Source organism: Oceanibacterium hippocampi, assembly GCF_900172325.1.
In the GTDB taxonomy this organism is placed as follows: Bacteria; Pseudomonadota; Alphaproteobacteria; order Sneathiellales; family Sneathiellaceae; genus Oceanibacterium; species Oceanibacterium hippocampi.
In genome coordinates this window covers 342,733-361,648 of record NZ_FWFR01000003.1, presented here as the reverse complement: position 1 = coordinate 361,648, position 18,916 = coordinate 342,733, and the positions used below count along the sequence as shown (strand labels likewise).

At 63.4% G+C, this 18,916-nt stretch carries 19 protein-coding genes; 11 read left to right on the top strand and 8 right to left on the bottom strand.

The features are described 5' to 3' along the window. Positions 1-108: 108 nt before the first annotated feature. The 3 genes from OCH7691_RS17015 (at position 109) to OCH7691_RS17005 (ending at position 2,621) form a co-directional block, all read left to right on the top strand. Positions 109-780: a GntR family transcriptional regulator gene (locus tag OCH7691_RS17015; RefSeq protein ID WP_176245134.1), complete on the top strand. Its 672-nt coding sequence runs from the start codon at positions 109-111 to the stop codon at positions 778-780. Between the two features lie 163 nt (positions 781-943). After that, positions 944-1,765: an alpha/beta fold hydrolase gene (locus OCH7691_RS17010; RefSeq protein WP_085884782.1), complete on the top strand. Its 822-nt coding sequence runs from the start codon at positions 944-946 to the stop codon at positions 1,763-1,765. Between the two features lie 16 nt (positions 1,766-1,781). After that, the gene (locus OCH7691_RS17005; protein WP_085884781.1) at positions 1,782-2,621 is read left to right on the top strand and encodes a fumarylacetoacetate hydrolase family protein; all 840 of its coding nucleotides are present in this window, start codon (positions 1,782-1,784) and stop codon (positions 2,619-2,621) included. 530 nt (positions 2,622-3,151) lie between these two features. Here the strand turns inward: OCH7691_RS17005 and OCH7691_RS17000 are convergent. After that, a complete protein-coding gene (locus tag OCH7691_RS17000) occupies positions 3,152-3,877 on the bottom strand; it encodes a DUF5681 domain-containing protein (protein WP_085884780.1) in 726 nt (241 codons plus the stop codon). After that, positions 3,874-5,178, bottom strand: a complete 1,305-nt coding sequence (locus OCH7691_RS16995; protein ID WP_085884779.1) for a site-specific DNA-methyltransferase — start codon at positions 5,176-5,178, stop codon at positions 3,874-3,876. The genes OCH7691_RS17000 and OCH7691_RS16995 overlap by 4 nt, the downstream gene beginning before the upstream one ends. A 133-nt stretch (positions 5,179-5,311) precedes the next feature. Here OCH7691_RS16995 and OCH7691_RS16990 point away from each other — a divergent pair, with 133 nt between their 5' ends. Beyond that, entirely contained in the window at positions 5,312-5,653 is a 342-nt protein-coding gene (locus OCH7691_RS16990; protein WP_085884778.1) for a helix-turn-helix domain-containing protein, read from the top strand. Between the two features lie 118 nt (positions 5,654-5,771). Continuing rightward, complete coding sequence (locus tag OCH7691_RS16985) at positions 5,772-6,479, top strand: ImmA/IrrE family metallo-endopeptidase (protein WP_085884777.1); 708 nt, start codon at positions 5,772-5,774, stop codon at positions 6,477-6,479. Between the two features lie 680 nt (positions 6,480-7,159). On the opposite strand, the gene OCH7691_RS16980 is transcribed toward OCH7691_RS16985, so the two are convergent. Genes OCH7691_RS16980 through OCH7691_RS16970 form a run of 3 tightly spaced genes read right to left on the bottom strand, consistent with a single transcriptional unit; the run spans position 7,160 to position 9,236 of the window. Next, positions 7,160-7,876 (bottom strand): ThuA domain-containing protein, encoded by a 717-nt coding sequence (locus OCH7691_RS16980; protein ID WP_176245133.1) that lies wholly within the window; start codon positions 7,874-7,876, stop codon positions 7,160-7,162. 3 nt (positions 7,877-7,879) lie between these two features. Beyond that, positions 7,880-8,665: an SDR family NAD(P)-dependent oxidoreductase gene (locus OCH7691_RS16975; RefSeq protein ID WP_085884775.1), complete on the bottom strand. Its 786-nt coding sequence runs from the start codon at positions 8,663-8,665 to the stop codon at positions 7,880-7,882. 19 nt (positions 8,666-8,684) lie between these two features. After that, positions 8,685-9,236, bottom strand: coding sequence for a cupin domain-containing protein (locus OCH7691_RS16970; protein ID WP_085884774.1), 552 nt, complete (start codon positions 9,234-9,236; stop codon positions 8,685-8,687). A 164-nt stretch (positions 9,237-9,400) separates the two neighbouring features. Between OCH7691_RS16970 and OCH7691_RS16965 the strand changes: the two genes are divergently transcribed. Then, positions 9,401-10,405, top strand: coding sequence for an amidohydrolase family protein (locus OCH7691_RS16965; RefSeq protein WP_306456047.1), 1,005 nt, complete (start codon positions 9,401-9,403; stop codon positions 10,403-10,405). A 5-nt stretch (positions 10,406-10,410) separates the two neighbouring features. Here OCH7691_RS16965 and OCH7691_RS16960 read toward each other — a convergent pair whose 3' ends face one another. Continuing rightward, entirely contained in the window at positions 10,411-11,199 is a 789-nt protein-coding gene (locus tag OCH7691_RS16960) for an SDR family NAD(P)-dependent oxidoreductase (protein ID WP_085884773.1), read from the bottom strand. Between the two features lie 97 nt (positions 11,200-11,296). Between OCH7691_RS16960 and OCH7691_RS16955 the strand changes: the two genes are divergently transcribed. Further along, positions 11,297-12,160 (top strand): sugar phosphate isomerase/epimerase family protein, encoded by an 864-nt coding sequence (locus OCH7691_RS16955; RefSeq protein ID WP_139839759.1) that lies wholly within the window; start codon positions 11,297-11,299, stop codon positions 12,158-12,160. Positions 12,161-12,176: 16 nt separating this feature from the next. Here OCH7691_RS16955 and OCH7691_RS16950 read toward each other — a convergent pair whose 3' ends face one another. Continuing rightward, on the bottom strand, positions 12,177-13,061 hold the full coding sequence (locus tag OCH7691_RS16950) for a TauD/TfdA dioxygenase family protein (RefSeq protein WP_176245132.1): 885 nt from the start codon (positions 13,059-13,061) through the stop codon (positions 12,177-12,179). Positions 13,062-13,645: 584 nt separating this feature from the next. On the opposite strand from OCH7691_RS16950, the gene OCH7691_RS16945 reads away from it, so the two are divergent. The 4 genes from OCH7691_RS16945 to OCH7691_RS16930 all read left to right on the top strand — a co-directional run bounded on the left by OCH7691_RS16945 (position 13,646) and on the right by OCH7691_RS16930 (position 17,767). Further along, positions 13,646-14,584 carry an ABC transporter substrate-binding protein gene (locus OCH7691_RS16945; protein WP_176245131.1) on the top strand — a complete coding sequence of 313 codons (939 nt, stop codon included), beginning with the start codon at positions 13,646-13,648 and terminating at the stop codon, positions 14,582-14,584. Positions 14,585-14,715: 131 nt separating this feature from the next. After that, the gene (locus tag OCH7691_RS16940; protein WP_085884769.1) at positions 14,716-15,537 is read left to right on the top strand and encodes an ABC transporter ATP-binding protein; all 822 of its coding nucleotides are present in this window, start codon (positions 14,716-14,718) and stop codon (positions 15,535-15,537) included. A 113-nt stretch (positions 15,538-15,650) separates the two neighbouring features. Continuing rightward, positions 15,651-17,063 carry an ABC transporter permease gene (locus tag OCH7691_RS23540; protein ID WP_217808104.1) on the top strand — a complete coding sequence of 471 codons (1,413 nt, stop codon included), beginning with the start codon at positions 15,651-15,653 and terminating at the stop codon, positions 17,061-17,063. Then, the gene (locus tag OCH7691_RS16930; protein WP_085884768.1) at positions 17,060-17,767 is read left to right on the top strand and encodes an EthD domain-containing protein; all 708 of its coding nucleotides are present in this window, start codon (positions 17,060-17,062) and stop codon (positions 17,765-17,767) included. The genes OCH7691_RS23540 and OCH7691_RS16930 overlap by 4 nt, the downstream gene beginning before the upstream one ends. Before the next feature lie 11 nt (positions 17,768-17,778). On the opposite strand, the gene OCH7691_RS16925 is transcribed toward OCH7691_RS16930, so the two are convergent. Continuing rightward, entirely contained in the window at positions 17,779-18,912 is a 1,134-nt protein-coding gene (locus OCH7691_RS16925; RefSeq protein ID WP_085884767.1) for an NADH:flavin oxidoreductase, read from the bottom strand. Positions 18,913-18,916: the final 4 nt, after the last annotated feature.

The window sequence follows — 18,916 nt, the reverse complement described above, 5'->3', positions numbered from 1 at the left end:
CCACGGTCGTGGTGTGCCGGGATGGGCGTTGAAGGCTCCCAACCGGGCTGGTCAATACACTTCTAGGCGAATCGGTCAGCAATGATGTTATGGAGTGGTGAATCGGGAATGTCGGCGCAGCAACGCGCATATGCGTTCATCAAAGATCGGATCATGAGCGGGTCCATTCAGGGGGGTGCAAAGTTGAATCCCGTGTCGATCGCGGATCAGCTCGGCATCAGCCGGATGCCTGTTCGAGAAGCGCTGCTTCAGTTGGACGCTGAAGGATTGGTCACTAACCGCCCCAATCGTGGCGCAATCGTGACGTCGTTGACCGCAGACGATGTCGAAGAGCTTTTCGAGATACGGGCCGCGCTCGAGGGGGTCGCCGCGCGACATGCGGCCACACGGTTTACGCCATCGGACATGGAAGAGCTTCAGGCGCTTTCGATGCGAATGAATCGGCCTATGGCTGACGTTCGCGCCTGGCTGAAGATTCATGATCAATTCCATGACGTCCTGTGCTCGATTGGCGCTCGTCCGCGACTTTTGAACGACATCCGCAAGACGCGGACCTCCGTGCATCCGTACCTGCTGCTGTACATCAGCGTCTACAATGAGACCGAGATGGAAGGCGCAGAGCATGATTCACTACTGTCTGCCCTGCAGACACGTAACGCGCTCCTGGTCGAGCGGATTGTTACCGATCACATACTCCAGGCCAGCACTGGCGTCATTAGATTCCTTCGGCAACGAAACGGCGCGTCTCCTCTCGCTGCATCCGCAACGGACGAAACCTAACTCTGGATAGGAATAGGATGAATGAAATGGAAATGGGCGCGGAACTCCAGTGTCGGTTCGCTCGTTGTGGGATATCCCACGTTCGGGTGGAGACCGCGCTCCGTCTTGGCCGGCATTCTGGCAGGCGCACTCGATTTCTCCTCGAAACCTGAAGAGCGGCGATATGATCACCTATCCTATTGAAGCGGACGGATTGACGACACGCGTTCACGAAGCAGGAACTGGCGACCGGAACGTGCTGTTCATGCATGGGCTTGGCGCCCGCGCCGATCGCTGGCGCCAGACGGTTGAGCGCTATGCGCTGCATGGATACCGCTGCTTTGCATTTGACCTGCCTGGTCACGGCTTTGCGACCAAGGGGAACGAACCTGACTATTCCGTACCCGGATTTGCCCGGGTTGCACGGGCTCTGATGGATAAGCTGTCCTTGCCGACAACGGCAATCGTCGGGACCTCTCTCGGTGCTCATGTCGCCGGTCATGTCGCACTTTCCGAGCCGAGCCGGATTCGCGGTCTGGTCCTAGTCGGCGCGGTCGGCCTGGCACCCATCGACGAGGAAACCAGAAAGGCAATCCGCGACAGCATCACGCGTACCGAGCGATCGGACATCGAGATGAAGCTCAAGTTCGTCCTGGCCGACCCCGGGTTAGTCACCGACGCTTGGGTGGAGGAGGAGTGGCGGATTAACACGTCGCCGGGGGCTTCTGAATCGTTCGAGGCTCTCGGCCGATACTTCGTGGACGGCATCGGCAAAGACGAGATCGGTGACCGCTTGGCCGCGATCACGCAGCGGGTTCCCACGTGCCTGGTTTGGGGCGAAGACGACCGAGCGGTGCCGGTGGCGGTCGGTGAGGCCGTCGCGGATATATTGGGTGACCTTGCTCTCAATCTTATTCCGGGGGCCGGCCACGCCCCCTATTTCGAGCAGCCCGCGGCGTTCGACGCCATTGCACTGCCATTTCTCGACACGCTCGACTGGGCTTAGGATAAGCGAGGCAGCAATGAAACTCTTGCGCTTTGGTCCCGCGGGCAGAGAGCGGCCGGGCCTCGTGGACGGCTCGGGGCGGGTTCGCGACATTTCTCGAGTTACGCCCGACCTTTCCGGCGAGATCCTTGATTCCGAACTACTGGCCCGGCTTTACCATCAGGATCCCGCGGCGTTTCCCATTGTCGACAATCCCGGTCGCATTGGGCCCTGTGTCGGTGGAATCGGAAAGATCGTCGCTGTCGGCCTGAACTACGCCGACCATGCCGCCGAATCCGGCATGGCGGCTCCTACCGAACCCATACTTTTCATGAAGTCAACTAGCTCGTTGATTGGGCCGAACGATCCCGTACCGATGCCGACGGGTTCATCGAAGCTCGATTGGGAGATCGAACTCGGAGTCGTTATTGGCCGCCGAGCGAGGAACGTCGGCGAAGCCGATGCACTCGACCACGTCTCTGGCTACTGCATCGTCAACGATGTTTCCGAGCGTGCCTGGCAGCTCGATCGCCTGGGGCAGTGGGTGAAGGGGAAGAGCGCCGACGGCTTCTGCCCCATAGGCCCGTGGCTTGTGACCAAAGACGAAATCCCGGATCCGCAGAATCTTGCCATGACCCTCGATGTCGACGGGCGTCGGCGCCAGAGCGGCAATACACGCACGATGGTCTTCGGGGTCGCCTTCCTCGTGAGCTACATCAGTCGGTTCATGACGCTCGAACCGGGAGATCTCATCGCGACTGGAACGCCGCCGGGTGTTGGCATGGGGCAGAAACCGCCAGTCTATCTCGCTCCGGGCAACATCATGCGACTGGAGATCGCGGGCTTGGGTAGCCAATCACAGCAAGTCGTGAGCTGAATGACCACGGCGTAGTATGGGATGAGGCGTGATCAATATTCCCGCCGGTAGCCGTCTATTGGATGGTGCAGGAATGACCTGACCCCGGGGATACCATGATGCTATCGGCCTCGCCGAGATGGTCTCTGTCAGTGTGGAAAATCAACCAAATGCCGGCCCGTCGTTCGACAGGGTAGGGTGTGGACTGCGGAGCCAGAGCGTGAGCCGTATCGAATTGGCGGTGCCTTTTTTGGAAGGTCCGATCGCCCCGGATGGGCGTTGTATTTGGCCGAGGTTGTTCAGAAGTCGGTCGATGATTTCTGTGATGGTTTCTTCGAAATTGTCAGTGCGCGCCATGATCTGGCGCGGGCCGCCGAGAACTTGCGTGTCTGCGTGTCGGCGAGGCCTGCGACGCCGAAGCGCTGCTGCCCGTTAGCGGTCAAACACTCCTTGATAACGTTCCGCGCTAGCCTTTTGTTCGAACAAGGTGGCACCCCGCCCCCCGCAACCAGCCCGAATCGGTTCAGCCATCGGGAATTCGCCGCCCACCCTCACCCGGGGATGACTTTCCGGAACCTGGCCAGCATGCTCTCGAGCCGCCGGATTTCCTCCCTGGCGACCTTCCTGATCTTCGGATCCTTCGTCTTCGCCAGTTCCTCCCGAATGTCGGCCAGGTCGTCCTCGAGGCCGGCCTTCATGGCCGCGAGCTTGTCGTAGTGGGCCTTGTCCTCCCTGGTGATCGGGCCGGTGAAGTGGACCGTGCCGGTGGCGAAGTCGATCTGCACGTGGTCGGGGTGGGGCAGGGGCTCGGGCGGCTTGATGCCGAGCGCCTTGCAGCGGTCGATCTCGATTTCCCAGCCGGTCTTGTACTCGATCGCCGTCTGCAGCAACTCGTCGCTCAGGCGCTTGCGGTCGGCCTCGGTCGCCGAGAGTATCTCGGTGAACAGCCGCTGGGAGCGGTGGTCGCCCTTCGCGGCCTTGACGGCGATGGCGCGCATCACCGCCTGCGCCATCGGCACGGTGACCTCCCGGCCGCCGTCGCGGACGGTGATCGGCCGGTAGGATTCCGCGAGGATGATCTCCTTCAGCTTCTCCTCCTGTGGCGCCGGGAGCCTGTTCCTTGCGCCCTTCGGCCGGCCGCGCGGATTGCCGGACTGGCCCTTCCGGAAGCGGCTGTGCGCCGGCGGCTTGCCGTAGCCGACCTCGTAATCCGCCGCCGGGGGCGGACGGAGTGCCGGCAGGTTCCGGTTTCCCTGTCCGGTCCCGTCCGCCGTCATGCCGCGACAGGCGGCCGCTCGACCGTTCCGATGCCGCAGAGGACCTTCTCCGCCTCATCGTGGGCCCAGGCCTCCCAGCGGCGGATGATGCGGTCGCAATAGACCGGGTCGAACTCGGCAACCCGGGCCCGGCGCCCGGTCTTCTCCGCGGCGATCAGCGTCGAGCCGGAACCGCCGAAGAGGTCGAGGACGATCTCGCCACGATGGGAGACATCCTTGATCGCGTCGGCGATCATCTGCACCGGCTTGACCGTCGGATGCAGGGCAAGCTCCGCCATGCGGCCGGCCTTCATGGTGTTGACCCCGCGATATTCCCAGACATTGGTCCGGTAGCGGCCATGCTGGCCGAGCTCGAAGGCGTTGACGTGGGAAGCGGTGCCCTTCTTGAAGACGAAGACCAGCTCGTGGCGGGAACGATAGAAGGCTCCCATGCCGCCATTGTCCTTGGCCCAGACGATGAGGTTCTTGAGCTCCGTGTAGACCGACTGTCCGGCCGCGAGGATCTCGCCCATGTGGCGCCAGTCCATGCAGACATAGTGAATGGACCCATCCATGCTGTGGCGCTCCAGGTTGGCGAAGGCCGTCCGGAGAAACCCGGTGAACTCGGCCGGGCTCATCTCGCCGGAGGCCATCGCGAACTCCCGGTGCCGGGTCTTGCCGAGACCGCTCACGTGACCGTCGATCGGCACGTTGTAGGGCGGGTCGGTGAACACCATCCGGGCCTCCTCGCCGGCCATCAGCAGGTCGACGACCGCCGGCTCGAGCGCGTCGCCGCAGACCAGCCGATGCGGTCCGAGCTGCCAGAGGTCGCCGGGCCGGACCCGGCAGGCGGCCTCGTCGAGGGCGGGAAGGGCGTCATCGGCCGGATCGCCGTCCTCCTCCGGCGCGAGCCCCTCGACCAGGCCGTCGATCTCCGGGATCGAGAAGCCGGTCACGCCGATGTCGAAGCCGAGATCCATCTCCAGCAGGGCCGAGAGCTCGCCGGCCAGGATCTCCTCGTCCCAACCGGCGTTGAGCGCGAGCTTGTTGTCGGCGATGACGTAGGCGCGCTTCTGGGCCGCCGTCATGTGCTCGAGGCGCACGCAAGGCACGCACTCCATGCCGAGCAGGGCCGCGGCCGCGACCCGGCCATGGCCGGCGAGGATGGTCTGCGCCCCGTCGATCAGCACCGGGTTGGTGAAGCCGAAGGCCTCGATGCTCTCGGCGATCTGCCGGACCTGCTTCCTCGAATGCGTCCGGGCATTGCGCGACCAGGGCTTGAGCGCCGCGAGCGGCAGGGTCTCGATCGTCACGTGGTTCATTCTGAACTCCGCTGCGCCCCATGGCGCTATCCATAATCGTATGATATCATGAACGGCGATGTGAGGAAAGTACGATAGTATTATTTCGTTCACTCACCAGAACACGAAAACACCGAAACGGAGGTAATGGCTCATGAGCTTGCAGGGACGGTTGACCCGGCTGAGGGCCGGGAAGCGTGAATCGCTGCAACAGGTGGCGGACGCGGTCGGCGTCTCGAAGGCGCATATCTGGCAACTGGAGAAGGGCGAGACGGACAACCCGTCGATGGCGCTTGTGACCCGGCTCGCCGATCACTACGGGGTGTCGGTGAGCTATCTCGCCGGGGAGGCGATCGAGGCGGACGATGCCGACCAGGAACTGGCGCGGATGTTCCGCCAGGCGAAGGGCCTGCATCCGGACGACCTGGCGTTTATCGACGACATGATGAAGGCGCTGCTCAAGCGGCGACAGAGAGGAGAAGCGGCTGCAAGCTGATTACGAGAGAGCGGCAAGGGGGCTTGCCCTCGACCGGATCGCGCTCGACGACGCCGGCCTCGAGCCGGGGAACCTGGCCGCCGGCATCCACGCCCAGCTCGACGGGCTCGAGGGCCCGGTGCCGGTCCGCGCGATCGCCCGGGCCCTCGGCATCGGGGAAATCCGGACGCGGCGCCTCAGGAGCCTCGAAGGCGCGCTTCTGACCCAGCCGGAACGGCGCGACGGGATGATCCTCGTCAATGGCGCCGGCTCGGCCCGCCGGCAACGCTTCACGATCGGGCATGAGCTTGGCCATTACCTCAACCCGCTGCATCGCTCGGACGAGGACGGCCGATTCGCTTGCACCGGGGCCGACCTGCGCTTTCAAGGCGAGGAGAGTGCTCCTGCCGATCCGCGGGTCCTGCAGGAGATCGAGGCGAACCGCTTCGCGATCGAGCTGCTCACGCCACGCCACCGGCTCGGGCGCCATCTCGCCGGCGAGCCGCGGCTCGAACAGGTCATCGCGCTGGCGAGCGCCTTCGACATCAGCCGGGAGGCCGCGGCGCGGCGATATCTCGAGCGCCACGCGGGCCGGCTTGCGGTCATCTTCTCGGAACAGGGCCGGTTGCGGTATTTTAGGAGGGGGCGGGGCTTCCCGTACATCGCCCTCGAGGCCGGCCAGTCGCTGCCGCACCTCCCAGGGGCGACCAGGGGAGAGCGATCCTCCGAACTCGAGGAGGTCGATCCCGCTGACTGGCTGGCCCGGCCAGGCGTCACCCGGCTGCGCGCCCAGGCCCTGCGCCAGCAGGGCGGCTTCGGAATGGTCCTGCTGGTGGCAGCGCGGTAGCTGATCGATTTCTGCTCGTGCTCCCTACAGTCGGCCAGTATTGCCTGAAAGGAGCCCCATCATCGATCGGGACTGCTTGCAGCTGAGCCTTTACTTCGTTGATATCAGGGGAATTGGCCTGCTGCCGTTTCCAAGAATACAAGGATAGGCGTTTTTATGGAACTGTAGGCAATGGATGCGACGAAGAAAGCTCGACCGGGAGCTCAAGTTCGGGGCGGTGGGGCTGGTGAGCGAATATGGCGTCGGTGCGGCGCAGACGTCGCGACCTCGACCTGCATGGAATCGTGCTGCGCAAATGGGTTTGCGAGTTAACGGCGCACCCGCAAAAGGAACTTTCCGGCGACGGGTAGGTGATACCGGCGCCGCTGGATTTCGATCGCATGCGCCGGGTCGTCGCGAAGCTGAAGGCAGAACGCGATACCCCAAATAATTCCGCAGCCTACTTCGCGAAGAGCCATGTCTCATTTTCGAGTTCATCGCGAAGCACCGGCGGATCTGGCCGGTATCGTAGATGTGCGAGGCGCTGGGTGTCTCGCCGTTGATCGGCGCAATCAGCTCATGCAGGATCCAGCGCTACGAGCCACCCCAGTTCCTCTCACGCCGAGTTGCTAAGACACCGCTCGCCGAAGTTGGGGGGGGCGCTAGCGCATCCTGCCGGTGCCTTCCGCTCCGGTCGTCGTCTAGAATCCGGTCACGGTGTCATCCGATGCCTTGCCGGCCCAGAGCGCCGAGCGCTGCAGGATGCGCCGATGGACGGCGTTCTCCAGTGACTCACGGTCATGGCCCAAGGCGTCGTAGACGATCCTCGCATCACCCTCCTGGCGGGCCCAGAGTACCGGCTGACCGGAGACATCGGCGTTGGTTGCCCTGGCATTCAACAGAGGTGTCACGTCCCGGGCGAGCGAAAGCGCGCTGAAGACCTCGTCCTCGAGCTGGAACTCCGGCAACCCTCTGGTCAGGGGATGAGTGCGGGCTTGCCGCAGCGGCGACACGGTTATCGGCCCGCGCGGCGGGTGAAAGGACTGTCCCCAGGTCCACCGGCCTCCGAGCACTTCGCGCCAGTCATCCCAGTCATCGAAGCAGAGACAGGCGGTGTGCAGGCCGAGAAGGCCGCCGCCGTGCGCGACGTGTCTTTGCAAGCCCTGCCGTGATGGCTCCGGCATGTGATAGGCCCATGCGGCCCGGTAAGGCGCGTATTTCGGATCGCCTTCCATGCGCCAGCGAAGCGCCATCACGGTGACCAGATCATAATGCTCTTCGCTCAGGGACGCGATGCCGGCATCGATGTCCTCGGTCGCCTCGGATTCGATCCCGGCCTCGGCCAGCAGGGCGATCACGGCCCGGGTATTGTCGGCGAAATCGTGGCGGATACCGCCGGTCAGGATGAGGTTCCGCAAGATCTACTTCTCCGCCCGAGTCGGCGCCTTGCGTGGCATCTGTTTCTTCAGGCTGATGCCGACGCCGCCATCGATCAGCAGATGCTGACCATGGATATATGCTGCCTGCTCGGAAGCGAGGAAAGCAACGGCATTGGCGACGTCCACGGCTTCACCGATCCGTCCGGCCGGTACACTCGCGCCGCGAAACGCGCGGACCTCCGGGTCCTCGTAAATCGGGCTCGACATTCCGGAATCGATGAAGCCGGGTGCCACCGCGTTGACCCGCACGCCGAGCGGCGCCAGGGTCAGGGCGAACTGTTCGGTCAGCTTTGCGACGGCGGCCTTGCTGGCCGGATAGGCGCCTGCATCGGGACTGGTCGCGAAGGCGTTGAGCGACGTGATATTGACGATCGCGCCGCTGCCGCGCCCGGCCATGCGCCTCCCGACCTGTTGCGCCATGATGAACGTGCCGACCAGATTGACGTCGAGAACCTTGCGGAAGTCTTTGGCGCTATGTTCCAGCAAGTCTCCGAATCGCACGATTCCGGCATTGTTGACCAGCACGTCGGGGCAGGAGCCGAAATCGCTTTCGAAACGGTCCAGAAGTTCGACGACAGCGCCCTCGTCGGTAACGTCGCAGCCATATCCACGCGCACCTTCGATCCTGTCGGCGGCCGCTTCGGCGCCCGCGGAATCGATATCGATCAAAGCGACATCCAGGCTGTCCTTGGCCAACCGCTCGGCGATGGCGAGGCCGAGGCCTCCGGCCGCGCCCGTCACGATGGCAGTTCTCCGGGTTGCGGTCATGCTGCGGCGTACTCCGTTTCTATCGTGGGTTATTCGGTGTCTTTACGACGTAGGTCTTGGCCTCGGGCTGATAGTAGAGACGCTCGGGCTTGTAGACGCCGTTGACGACGGTAATCCCCAGCGAGCCTTCCTCCAGCGCCTGGAAGCCGTGAATGTCCGCCGGCGGGGTGACGATGCTGAGATCGCCCGGGCCCATGTCGCTTTCCTCCACCGTCTCGAGTTCGGCAAAGCCGTCGACCGTGCCGTCGTCGGCGCGCCGGTAGACGCTATGCCTTACCTTGCCGCGGTAGACACAGAATCCTTCCCAGACGCCATGATCGTGCGGCGGGACGGCGCGATCGTGGGGAATCTCGAACAGCAGGATCGAAAGCTCGCCGTCGAAATAGAGATAGCTGGAAAAGGCGACGTTGTTCCCTTGCCGGGGCACGCCCAGATCGCGCAAATCGTCGCGCCGCGCCAGGGCACCCAGCGGTACCCTGAGCGCTGCGGTCAGGCCGTTCCTGTCGTCGCCGAATCGCTCCACCGCATCGACGATTGCCTGGGCACAGGCTCGTACCGTGATATCGGTCATGGCTGGAAATGCTCCTCGTTGATGCACGCATGCTTGACAGGGAGGCGTCCGCTGGACAGTGATGCTGCCCTGGTTTGCGGCATGAAACCGGTTCGATCGGGCCTTCCTCCCCAGGGCCGGGAACCACCGCACGGCCCCCGAACTCGTCTGAAGAAAGGCTGAAAATGGTGATGAGTGGAATAGCGTCGGCGACGGTCATAGACGTCCATGCACATGTGCGCCTGAACGCCACGAACGGCGCCGCGGGTCGTCATGGCCCCGAGTTCGGCGAGGACGCGGACGGTTCGCCCTGGTACCGGGTCGGCAACTACAAGCTGGTCGGCGTGCGTCACAAGGCGAGCCCTTTCACCGATCCGGCGCTGCGTCTGGCGCGCATGGACAAGGATGGCATCGGCTTCCAGGTGCTCTCGCCCAGCCCGCTGACCTATTTCCATCATATTGACCCTGCCGAGGCGATTGCCTTCTGCCGCAAGCACAACGATGCCTGCGCGGAGCTGGTGCGCGCCTACCCCGATCGCCTGGGTGGTCTCGCGGCGCTGCCCATGCAGGACCCGATCGCGGCGCGCGATGAATTGCAGCGCGCGGTCGTCGAACTGGGCCTTTGGGGGGCGGCGACCGGGACGGAGTTTTCCAATCCATTGCACAGTGAAGCCCTCGACCCCCTTTACCGGGCCTTCGCCGAACTGGACGTGCCGCTGTTCCTGCATCCCGCGCCGTCGGGCATCGACGGCCCTCCCGGCGACCCGAACCTCAAACGCTTCGATCTCGATGTCATCATCGGTTTCGCGGCACAGGAATCCATCGCCGTCGCCACGCTGATCTTCGGCGGCGTGTTCGATCGCCATCCCGATCTCGACATCTGGATCAGCCACGGCGGCGGCGGTACGCCGATGCTGGCGGGTCGCCTGGCACAGGCCGCGCGGAAGCGCCCCTGGGCAAGCGAGGCGATCAGGAAGGACGGCGCGTTCGAGGAAGCGCTGACCAAACTCTGGTACGACGCGCATGTCACCGATCCGTCCGCGCTGGCCCTGTTGCGCAAATGGGTCGGCGACGACCGGATCGTCTATGGCACCAACTTCGCCGGCTGGGACCAGCCGGAGGAAGGCGCGCATGGGGAAATCGCGCCCGCTTGGGCGGGCAATGCGCGGCGCCTGTTGCGCAAGGGTTGAACTGATCATTCCGGTTCCCGGGCGGGCCTTACACCGCCGAACTGCGACCAGGTCGAGGCGACCTGCCAGCCGGCGTCGACGACGAGATTGACGCCGGTGATTGCCGAGGCGCGCTCCGAAGCCAAAAATTCGATGGCCTCGGCGACCTCGTTCGGCTGGACGATTCTGCCAAGCGCGGTGAAATCGCCGGGATCTGAGGCATAGCGGCCGGTCTGCAGGCGTCTGGCAACGCGCGACACCAGGGTCGAGCCTGGCGAGACGGCGTTCACCCTGATGCCACTCCGCCCCCATTCGCCCGCGAAATTCTGTGTCATGTGGACGACGGCGGCCTTGCTGGTGCCGTAGGCCTCGGCCGGCATGGAGCCGAGGGCGGCGATCGAGGCGATGTTGACGATGCTGCCGCGCCGCCGTGCCAGCATGGCCTTGCCGAAGATGCGGTTGGCGAGAAAGCTGCCGGTCAGGTTGGTGTGCAGGATGCGTTCCCAGACTTCGGTTTCCAGGTCCTCGGTCGGCACGATGTCCTGGAACACGGCGGCGGCAACAACGAGCGCCGAGACGGGACCGAGCGTTGTCTCGACCTGTGAGGCGAGGGCAGCGACGGAGGCCTCACTTGATATGTCGACTTCGAAACCGGTCGCACCGAGATCGGTTGCGACCCTATCGGCGGCTTCGGCGTCCTTGTCAGCTATCGCCGTCTGCCAGCCTCGGGCCTGCATCAGGCGCGCCGTGGCTTCGCCGATTCCGTTGCCGCCGCCGAGGATGACCGCCAGGCCATTGTTCGTCGCGATATTCATGCAGCTTGCCCTTGTTTGATCGTCCGGCTTTTCGGGTTCCGTATTTCGGTGATACCGTGCCGGCCCGCCGCCAAAATGCTGCCACAGAAAACACGGAGTGATCCTGGATTTGCATAGTCAGCCAGAAATGGTGAGCCGCATGGAGCAGTCCTGGCCATTATCGCTTTCCTACTACACGGTGCCGGAACTCGACGCGCTGGAGGTCGTTGCCGTTGCGGCGGAGAGCGGTTGCAGCCACGTCGGATTGCGCCTGCTTTCCGGCCAGCCGGGCGATAGCGAAATGCCGCTGATGCTTGAACCGGCGCTGCGCCGGCAACTGTTGACCGAGATGGCTGCGCGCGGAGTGAGTGCGCTCGACGCCAATACCGCGCGGATGATTCCGCAGAGCCGGGTCGTGAATTTTCTGCCATTTCTCGATGTCGCCGCGGCCCTCGGTGCCAAGCATGTCCTGACCACTGTGGACGATCCCGAGGAAGCGCGTGCGCTGGATAACGTCACGGCCCTTTGTGACGCGGCCGCGGAGAGGGGTCTGACCATCGATCTCGAGTTCGTTCCCTGGCTGAGCATCCGCGATGTCAGAAGCGCGGCCGCATTCCTGCGCCGCTGCAACCACCCGGCCGCAGGTATCGCTCTGGATGCACTGCATTTTTACCGATCCGGCAGCAGCCTCGAGGACCTCGCCGATTGTCCTGCCGATTGGTTTCGCTATCTGCAACTCTGCGATGCTCCCCTGCGCGAACGGTCACCGGAACGTGACGCCCGGATCCATGAGGCCGTGAAGGAGCGATTGCTGCCGGGGGACGGGGATATCGACCTCGCCGGTTTGCTGCGCGCTTTCACCGATCGGCTCCCCTTGGCGCTCGAGATCCCCCAGAGCGAAGTGTCGAAAACCCTGCCGGCCAGAATCCGCGTCTCCCGGGCGGTGCAGGCGACACGGACGCTGCTGGACAGCATCAGCTAAACCGCCGACCTGCGAATCAAGGCTGTCGCGTCACGTCCTGGACGCAGACCCGTTTCATGACCCGTCGCTCATGCGCCATTCCGTAGTTGGCGACGCCGCGATGCATCAGGCAGCGATTGTCCCAGATCATCACATCGCCCGGTCGCCAGACATGCGTGTAGACGAAAGGCGGTTGCGTCGACTGCTCCTGTAGGCGCGCCAGGCGCCATCGGCCTTCCTCGACGGGCAAGTCCGCGATGTGCGAGGCGTACATGCCGATGTAAAGGCAAGGCTGCCCGGTTTCGGCATGCGGCCGCACGATCGGGTGCGTGACCGGGGGCGCCGCGCGCTTCTGGGCTTCGCTGGGCGGTGGGTTGTCTAGGCTCTCGCGCATGAATTCCAGACTGTGCACGACGTGCCGCCCTTCGATCCGCTGCTTGATGATTTCGGGCAGCGCCGAATAGGCGAGCCCCATATGCGCCAGCTCCGTGTCGCCGCCAGAGGCCGGCAACTCGACCGGATGCAGCATGGTCGCCAGCGACGGAGTCGCGAGATAGGACTTGTCGCTATGCCAGAAGTAGTTGGTGTTGATGTACGGTCTGGCCGAGGGCTTACCGTCGGCATCGAAGTTGGTGATGGTATGAACCGGGCTCATCACCTTGCCGTCGCTATTCTCGATCAGATGTTCTTCGAGCGGCCCGAAGATCGCGCACAAGGCAGCGAGGTGTTCGTCCGCGACCTCCTGATTGCGAAACACCAGCGCGCCGTACTTCAGGAAAGCGACCCGGATCGCGGCACCCAGATCGGCGCTCATAGGCTGTGAAAGGTCGATGGCGCTGGTCTCGCCGCCAAACGGGGCGTCGAGGGCGCTGAAAAGCCTGCCTTCTCCGATCATGCCGTCGGCGGCCTGCTGCTCCGTCATCCGGTCTCGTGCTCCTGGCATCCCGTGAATCCGCCGTACAGCTGCCGCGGAACGCATTTCCATCATGATTTCTGCGTCGGCGTCCGGCGATGAATAATTGACATTATGATAATCTGCAGCATAAATATGATGCAATGACATTCTGGGAACTGCTCCTGGATGTCGTTCGAAGGGAGAGATCATTGGGTTCAGAAGCAGCATGAGCGCCGACCGTCGTGCCCGAGGCAGGTGCACTTTGGCCGGGCATGGGCGGAACCTCGGTGTGGCTCGGCGGAACTCGACGTGCCCCTGTCATCGCAATGGAACGACGGCTTTTCCGGCAGCGCTGGCCGGCAAGAGGGAGCCAGTCGGGACCTTCTCGCAGATCATTCCGGGATCCCCGGTCGCATGGGGAACGCGATTGGAATCCTGGAATGCCGGGCGTGTTTTCTGTCTCGCGAACGTGGGGCGGGTCGACGGCCGTTTAGAGGCGACTTGAGCCAAGAATGAAACGCCGGCCGCGTTGAAGCAGCCGGGCATCAAGGGAGGAATGGGAGCAAATGTTCAAGATTTCCAAGCTACGGTCACTTACATGTGCGTCGGCCATGTTTGTGGCGGCGGTGTCGGCGACTGCCGCCTATGCCGACAGCATCGTTGCGTCGCATTACGGATTCCTGCTGAACACGGCGCCGATCGCGGTCGCGATAGAACGGGGGGAATTCGAGAAGCGCGGCATCAATATCGACGAGGTTATTTCCTCATCGGGTGGCGGCACCTCGATGCGCAACCAGATCGCCTCCGGGGCGGGTTATGGCGTGGTCGGTACCGCAGCGGCCCTGGCGGCCTACGCCGAAGGGCACGATATCAAGATCGTCAGTGCCAACGTGATGACACTGGCCGATCTGTTCTGGGTTTCAATGCCCGACAGCGGCATCAAGTCGATCCAGGATCTGCGTGGCAAGAAGGTCTCCTACACCAAGCCGCGTTCGACGAGCGAGACAGTCCTGAAGGCGGCAATTGCCGCCGCAGGAATTCCCGAGGGTGAAATCGAACTGGTGTCGCTTGGCAAGATCGGCGCCGGCCTGGCTGCGCTGGAGCGCGGCGATGTGCAGGCAGCCCTGATTCTCGAGCCTCTGTATAGTGGCCGGCTCGGCAAGTACCAGATCGCTTTCGATCTTTCGAACCTGCCGCGCATGACCCAGACCGTCGGTGTGACCACGGCGGAGTTCGCGAAGCAAAATCCCGACAAGCTGCGGGCGATCCTCGAGGCGCGCCGCGCGGCAGTGGATTATCTCTACGAACATCCGGTCGAAGCCGCCAAGCTCGTCGCCAAGGCCTATGGCGAGAAACTGACGGAAGAGGTTGCGATCAGCGCCGTCCAGCGGATGGTCGAGATTGACTACTGGGGCCGCGGCGGTTTCGACATGGCCGGCATGGACGCCATGCTGGAGAGCCTCCGCGCCCAGGGCTCCTGGGACGGCCCGATCGACTGGAATGACGTCATCGACGATTCCTTTCTTCCCAAAGACCTTCAGGCGAAATAGCGCTGCATCCCTTCAAGCCTGAGCGGCGAGCAGGCGGCATTCTTCGGTGCCGTCTGCCCGTTCGCATTCATGGTTTCTGATCCGTCCTGCGATGCGGTCGAGACAAGGCTCCCTCTAGCTTCGGAACAATCATGAAGACGAACCCTGCCAGCATGGCGCAGGCCATCGAGACACCGGTCGCAGTCGCGGTAAAGGATGTCAAGCACGTCTACGGAGGCGTGGTACACGCCCTGGGGCCAATCAATCTCGAACTTCACCAGGGAGAGTTTTTCACGACCATCGGTCCGTCTGGCTGTGGAAAGACTACGCTCATGGACATCGTCGCCGGCCTGACGGTACCGACCGACGGGGAGGTGACGTTCGAAGGCAATCCGGTGCGTGGGGCCGTGCCCGAAGGAGTCGGGATCGTTTTTCAGGACGATGCGTCGTTCCCCTGGCTGACGGTATGGGACAACATCGCGTTCGGGTTGCGGCGCCAGGGCGTCGATGCCGCGGAAATCAAGAGACGGGTCGATTACGCGATCGATTTCATGGGTCTGAAGGGCTTTGGGAATGCGCGTCCTTCACAGCTTTCTGGCGGCATGCGCCAGCGCGTCTGCATTGCACGCACCTTCGTCATGGAACCGCGCCTGATCCTGCTCGACGAACCCTTCGGCGCGCTTGACCAGCAAACTCGTTTCCTGATGGGCGACGAGCTTCTCCGTCTTTGGCGTGAGACCGGCGCCACCGTACTCTTGATCACGCACTCATTGGACGAAGCGGCGTTGTTGTCCGATCGCATCGGCATCATGTCCGCCCGCCCCGGAAATTTCATCGATATCGTCGAGACGAACTGGCCTTCGGATCGCGACAGCCGCCTGGCCTCGGGCGAGGCGTTCGGCAAGGTCACGTCACGTCTATGGGATAGCTTGCGCGGAGAGTCGATGAAAGCGATGGGCGAGTCGGGCAAATGAGGGCGAGCTCGACGACGATCCGGACAGCGCTCCTGGTCTCGGCTGTCCTGCTACTGGAAGCGCTCTGCCGGGCCGGAGTGATCAGCCCGCTGCAACTGACGGCGCCTTCGAAGATGGTGACCACGCTGATCGGCCTGATGGGGGAGGCCCAGTTCTGGGGTCACGCCATCAAGACGGTTCGCAATATCTTCGTCGCCATTGTCCTCGCCGCAGTGCTGGGCTTCCTGATCGGCTTGTTGCTGTACCGCCTGCCGCGGCTTCGGCGTGCCACCGAACCGATTATCGCCAGCTACTATGCCCTGCCGTTCTTCGTGCTCTACCCGCTGGCGATCGTGATCGTCGGCATGAATGACATTTCGATCGTCATCATGGGATTTGCCTATGCCTTGGTGGCAATGATCACCAACACACTGAGCGGTCTCGACCGGATCCCGCCGGTGCTCTCCAAGACCGGCCGCAGCTTCCGCATGGGGCGGCTGCAAACGGCGGTGCTGATCCAGCTCCCGGCGGCCGCTCCCTACCTCTTTACTGGGCTCAAGCTGGTCCTCGGGTATGGCATGGCCGGTGTGATCGGTTCGGAGTTCATCCTCTCTACGTCCGGTATCGGCTATTCGATCGCATTTGCCTACGAGGGCTTCGAGAGCGAGCGCATGTACGGCCTGCTGCTCTTCGTCATCCTGATGGTGACCATTCTTCTCACCGGCGTGCAGATCTTCGAAAAGCGCTCGCAATTCACCGCTGGCGCATCCTGGAACGTCAGCACGGCGCGCAAGATCACCGGCGATGAAAGCCTGGTGACCCGTGTGGGTGAAGTCGCCTTGGTAGTGGTCTGCTTTTTCGCAATCTGGCAGGGCTTGCATTACGTTGTCGGCAGCGAAGCCCTCACGTCACCGATGGAAACCTGGGATCGCGCCCGTACCCTGTTTGCGACCGAGAGTTTCTGGGGGCACGTGTCGGAGACCCTGCGCGCGCTCGGTATCGCCCTGATCATCGCGATCTTCGGCGGCGCGGCCATCGGCATGTTCCTTGGCTTCAACAGGCGGGCGGGGGAGATCTTCGCGCCGATGTTCGTCGCGTTGCAGTCGACGCCGAAGGTGACCCTCTACCCGGTGATGCTGCTGTTCTTCGGCCTGGGTTTCGCCGCCAAGGTTGCCTTCGGGGCAATCCACGGCATTATCCCGATGACGCTGATCACCTACAACGCGACCCGCTCGATCAATCCGACGCTGATACGGACCGCCAAGGGAATGCGGCTGAGTCTGCCGCAGACTTTCCTGACGATCTTCGTCCCGGCAACCATACCCGAACTTGTGACGGCGACGCGACTGAGCTTCTCCATCACCTTTCTGGGCGTGATGATCGGCGAGATGTTCGCGTCTGTTCGAGGGCTGGGGCACCTGATCATGGGCGGTATCGAGGTCAACGACGTGTCGATGATGATCTCGATTACCGTGCTGATCGGTGTCTTCGCCATCAGCATCAACGGCCTGCTGCTCTCGCTCGACAATCGGCTGCACAGGCGGTGAAACCGGAGCTCTCCGGCCATCCCAAGCTGATCTATTTTGCCGAGCGCCCACCCGGTCTCGACAGGGCCGGCTTCCGGGAACGATGGCGACAGCATGCCAGGCTGGGAATGTCGATGCCGCGCTGGAGAAATGTTCACCGCTACGTCCATTGCGACAGCGTGGCCGTGCCGGGAGCGACCCTGCCGGTATCCTGGTGCGATGGCGTGGCCATGGTCTGGTATCGCAGCGAGCAGACGCGGCTGCGGCACGTTTCCGACCGCTCGGCTGGGCCACAGATGAAGAAGGACGAAGCGGAAACCTTCGCCCGGCCGGTCCGGGATGTCGCGATCCTCGCCGAGGAACTAGTGTTCAGACCTTGCGAGCCGGCCGCCTTCAAACTCTTCCTGCGTGTCTGGAGGCGACCCGGACAGTCTCTTCAGACGTACCGGGAATGGTGGCAGGAAAGCTTCGGACCAAAGTTGCTGCAGCGCCTTGATGATGAGGGAATTTGCCGAGGCTACGTCCAGAACCACGCACGTCCGGAGACGTCCCGAGGCACGGTGCCCGCGCCGATCTGCGACTGCGTTGATGAGCTGGCCTGCGACGACGCCGTGGCCTGCGGCGTGGCAATACGTGAGGTCCTGGCCGCGAACGAGGCCGCGGCAGCCGGCGTCCTGGACGTCAAGGCTATCTGGACGGCGGAGACACTGCTCTACACTCTATGATCAGGACTTTCCTATTTGTACGTCTCGAGATCGCCGCGTTCGAAGGCGCGGATGTCCGCCATGCGGCCGTTGCGCACCTTATTGGCCCACTGCGGATCGGCGAGGACCGCGCGCCCGACCGACGCCAAGTCGAACTCGTCGCGAGTCATCGCCTCCAGAAGCTGGTCGAGATCGGCCACCTGGGCGTCGATCTGCGCCTTGTCGCGGAAGTACTTGGAATGATGTGGCTGATCGAGACCGATGCTGCCGACGGCAATTGTCGGCTTGCCGGAGAGGGCCCGGGTCCAGGCGGCGAGACTCCGCGGGCTTTCGTCGAAGGCGGCTTCCCAGAACCGGCGTGTGCTGACGTCGAAGGCATCGACACCTGCTTCCACGAGGCCCGACAACAGGACCTCGAGTTCGGCGGGAGTTTCCGCAATACGCGCTGCGTAATCGGTCATTTTCCATTGCGAGAAACGGAAGACGATCGGGAAGTCCGGCCCCACGGCATCCCGGATCGCCGCGACAACCGTCCGGGCAGGGCGGGAGCGTGCAGCCATCCCGCCGCCGAAGTCGTCGGTGCGGGGGTTGCTTTCCGGCCAAAGGAACTGATCCATCAGGTAGCCGTGGGCGCCATGCAGGGCGACACCGTCGCAGCCCAGCTCGCGGGCGGTGCGGGCTCCACGCGCATAGGACAGCGCGATGTGTTCGACGTCACACGCATCCATCGCCTTGACCGTCACACGGCCATCCTCGGTAATCTCGCGCGGCCCGTAGCCAGGCACCGAAGGGTCGCCGGGCATGCCCAGTCTGCGCACCTCGCCGACATGCCAAAGCTGCGGCATGAATCTGGCTCCCGTTTCCTGAACCGCCGTCACCACTTTTTCCCACCCCTTCAGCGCCTCCGCGCCGAAGAAGTGCGGGATGTTCTGATAGGCCCTGCCGTCGTTGGCCTGGGCAGAAGGATGGTCGATGAAGGTTCCTTCACTGAAGATCAGACCGATTCCCCCTTCGCCGCGTCGCCGATAGTAGTTCACCACTTCGTCCGTCGGAGTGCCGCCAGGCGATCGTTTGCGCGTCATCGGCGCCATCGCGATGCGATTCCGCAGGGTCGTGTTGCCAAGCGAGAAGGGGGTGAAAAGACGGGCTACCGACGACTGGGACATGGTG

What these genes read in the sequence shown, in the direction of transcription:
- OCH7691_RS17015 (WP_176245134.1), top strand. Translation starts at nt 109, where the DNA reads ATGTCGGCGCAGCAACGCGCATATGCGTTCATCAAAGATCGGATCATG.
- OCH7691_RS17010 (WP_085884782.1), top strand. Translation starts at nt 944, where the DNA reads ATGATCACCTATCCTATTGAAGCGGACGGATTGACGACACGCGTTCAC.
- OCH7691_RS17005 (WP_085884781.1), top strand. Translation starts at nt 1,782, where the DNA reads ATGAAACTCTTGCGCTTTGGTCCCGCGGGCAGAGAGCGGCCGGGCCTC.
- OCH7691_RS17000 (WP_085884780.1), bottom strand. Translation starts at nt 3,877, where the DNA reads ATGACGGCGGACGGGACCGGACAGGGAAACCGGAACCTGCCGGCACTC.
- OCH7691_RS16995 (WP_085884779.1), bottom strand. Translation starts at nt 5,178, where the DNA reads ATGAACCACGTGACGATCGAGACCCTGCCGCTCGCGGCGCTCAAGCCC.
- OCH7691_RS16990 (WP_085884778.1), top strand. Translation starts at nt 5,312, where the DNA reads ATGAGCTTGCAGGGACGGTTGACCCGGCTGAGGGCCGGGAAGCGTGAA.
- OCH7691_RS16975 (WP_085884775.1), bottom strand. Translation starts at nt 8,665, where the DNA reads ATGACCGCAACCCGGAGAACTGCCATCGTGACGGGCGCGGCCGGAGGC.
- OCH7691_RS16970 (WP_085884774.1), bottom strand. Translation starts at nt 9,236, where the DNA reads ATGACCGATATCACGGTACGAGCCTGTGCCCAGGCAATCGTCGATGCG.
- OCH7691_RS16965 (WP_306456047.1), top strand. Translation starts at nt 9,401, where the DNA reads ATGGTGATGAGTGGAATAGCGTCGGCGACGGTCATAGACGTCCATGCA.
- OCH7691_RS16960 (WP_085884773.1), bottom strand. Translation starts at nt 11,199, where the DNA reads ATGAATATCGCGACGAACAATGGCCTGGCGGTCATCCTCGGCGGCGGC.
- OCH7691_RS16950 (WP_176245132.1), bottom strand. Translation starts at nt 13,061, where the DNA reads ATGACGGAGCAGCAGGCCGCCGACGGCATGATCGGAGAAGGCAGGCTT.
- OCH7691_RS16945 (WP_176245131.1), top strand. Translation starts at nt 13,646, where the DNA reads ATGTTTGTGGCGGCGGTGTCGGCGACTGCCGCCTATGCCGACAGCATC.
- OCH7691_RS16940 (WP_085884769.1), top strand. Translation starts at nt 14,716, where the DNA reads ATGAAGACGAACCCTGCCAGCATGGCGCAGGCCATCGAGACACCGGTC.
- OCH7691_RS23540 (WP_217808104.1), top strand. Translation starts at nt 15,651, where the DNA reads ATGGTGACCACGCTGATCGGCCTGATGGGGGAGGCCCAGTTCTGGGGT.
- OCH7691_RS16925 (WP_085884767.1), bottom strand. Translation starts at nt 18,912, where the DNA reads ATGTCCCAGTCGTCGGTAGCCCGTCTTTTCACCCCCTTCTCGCTTGGC.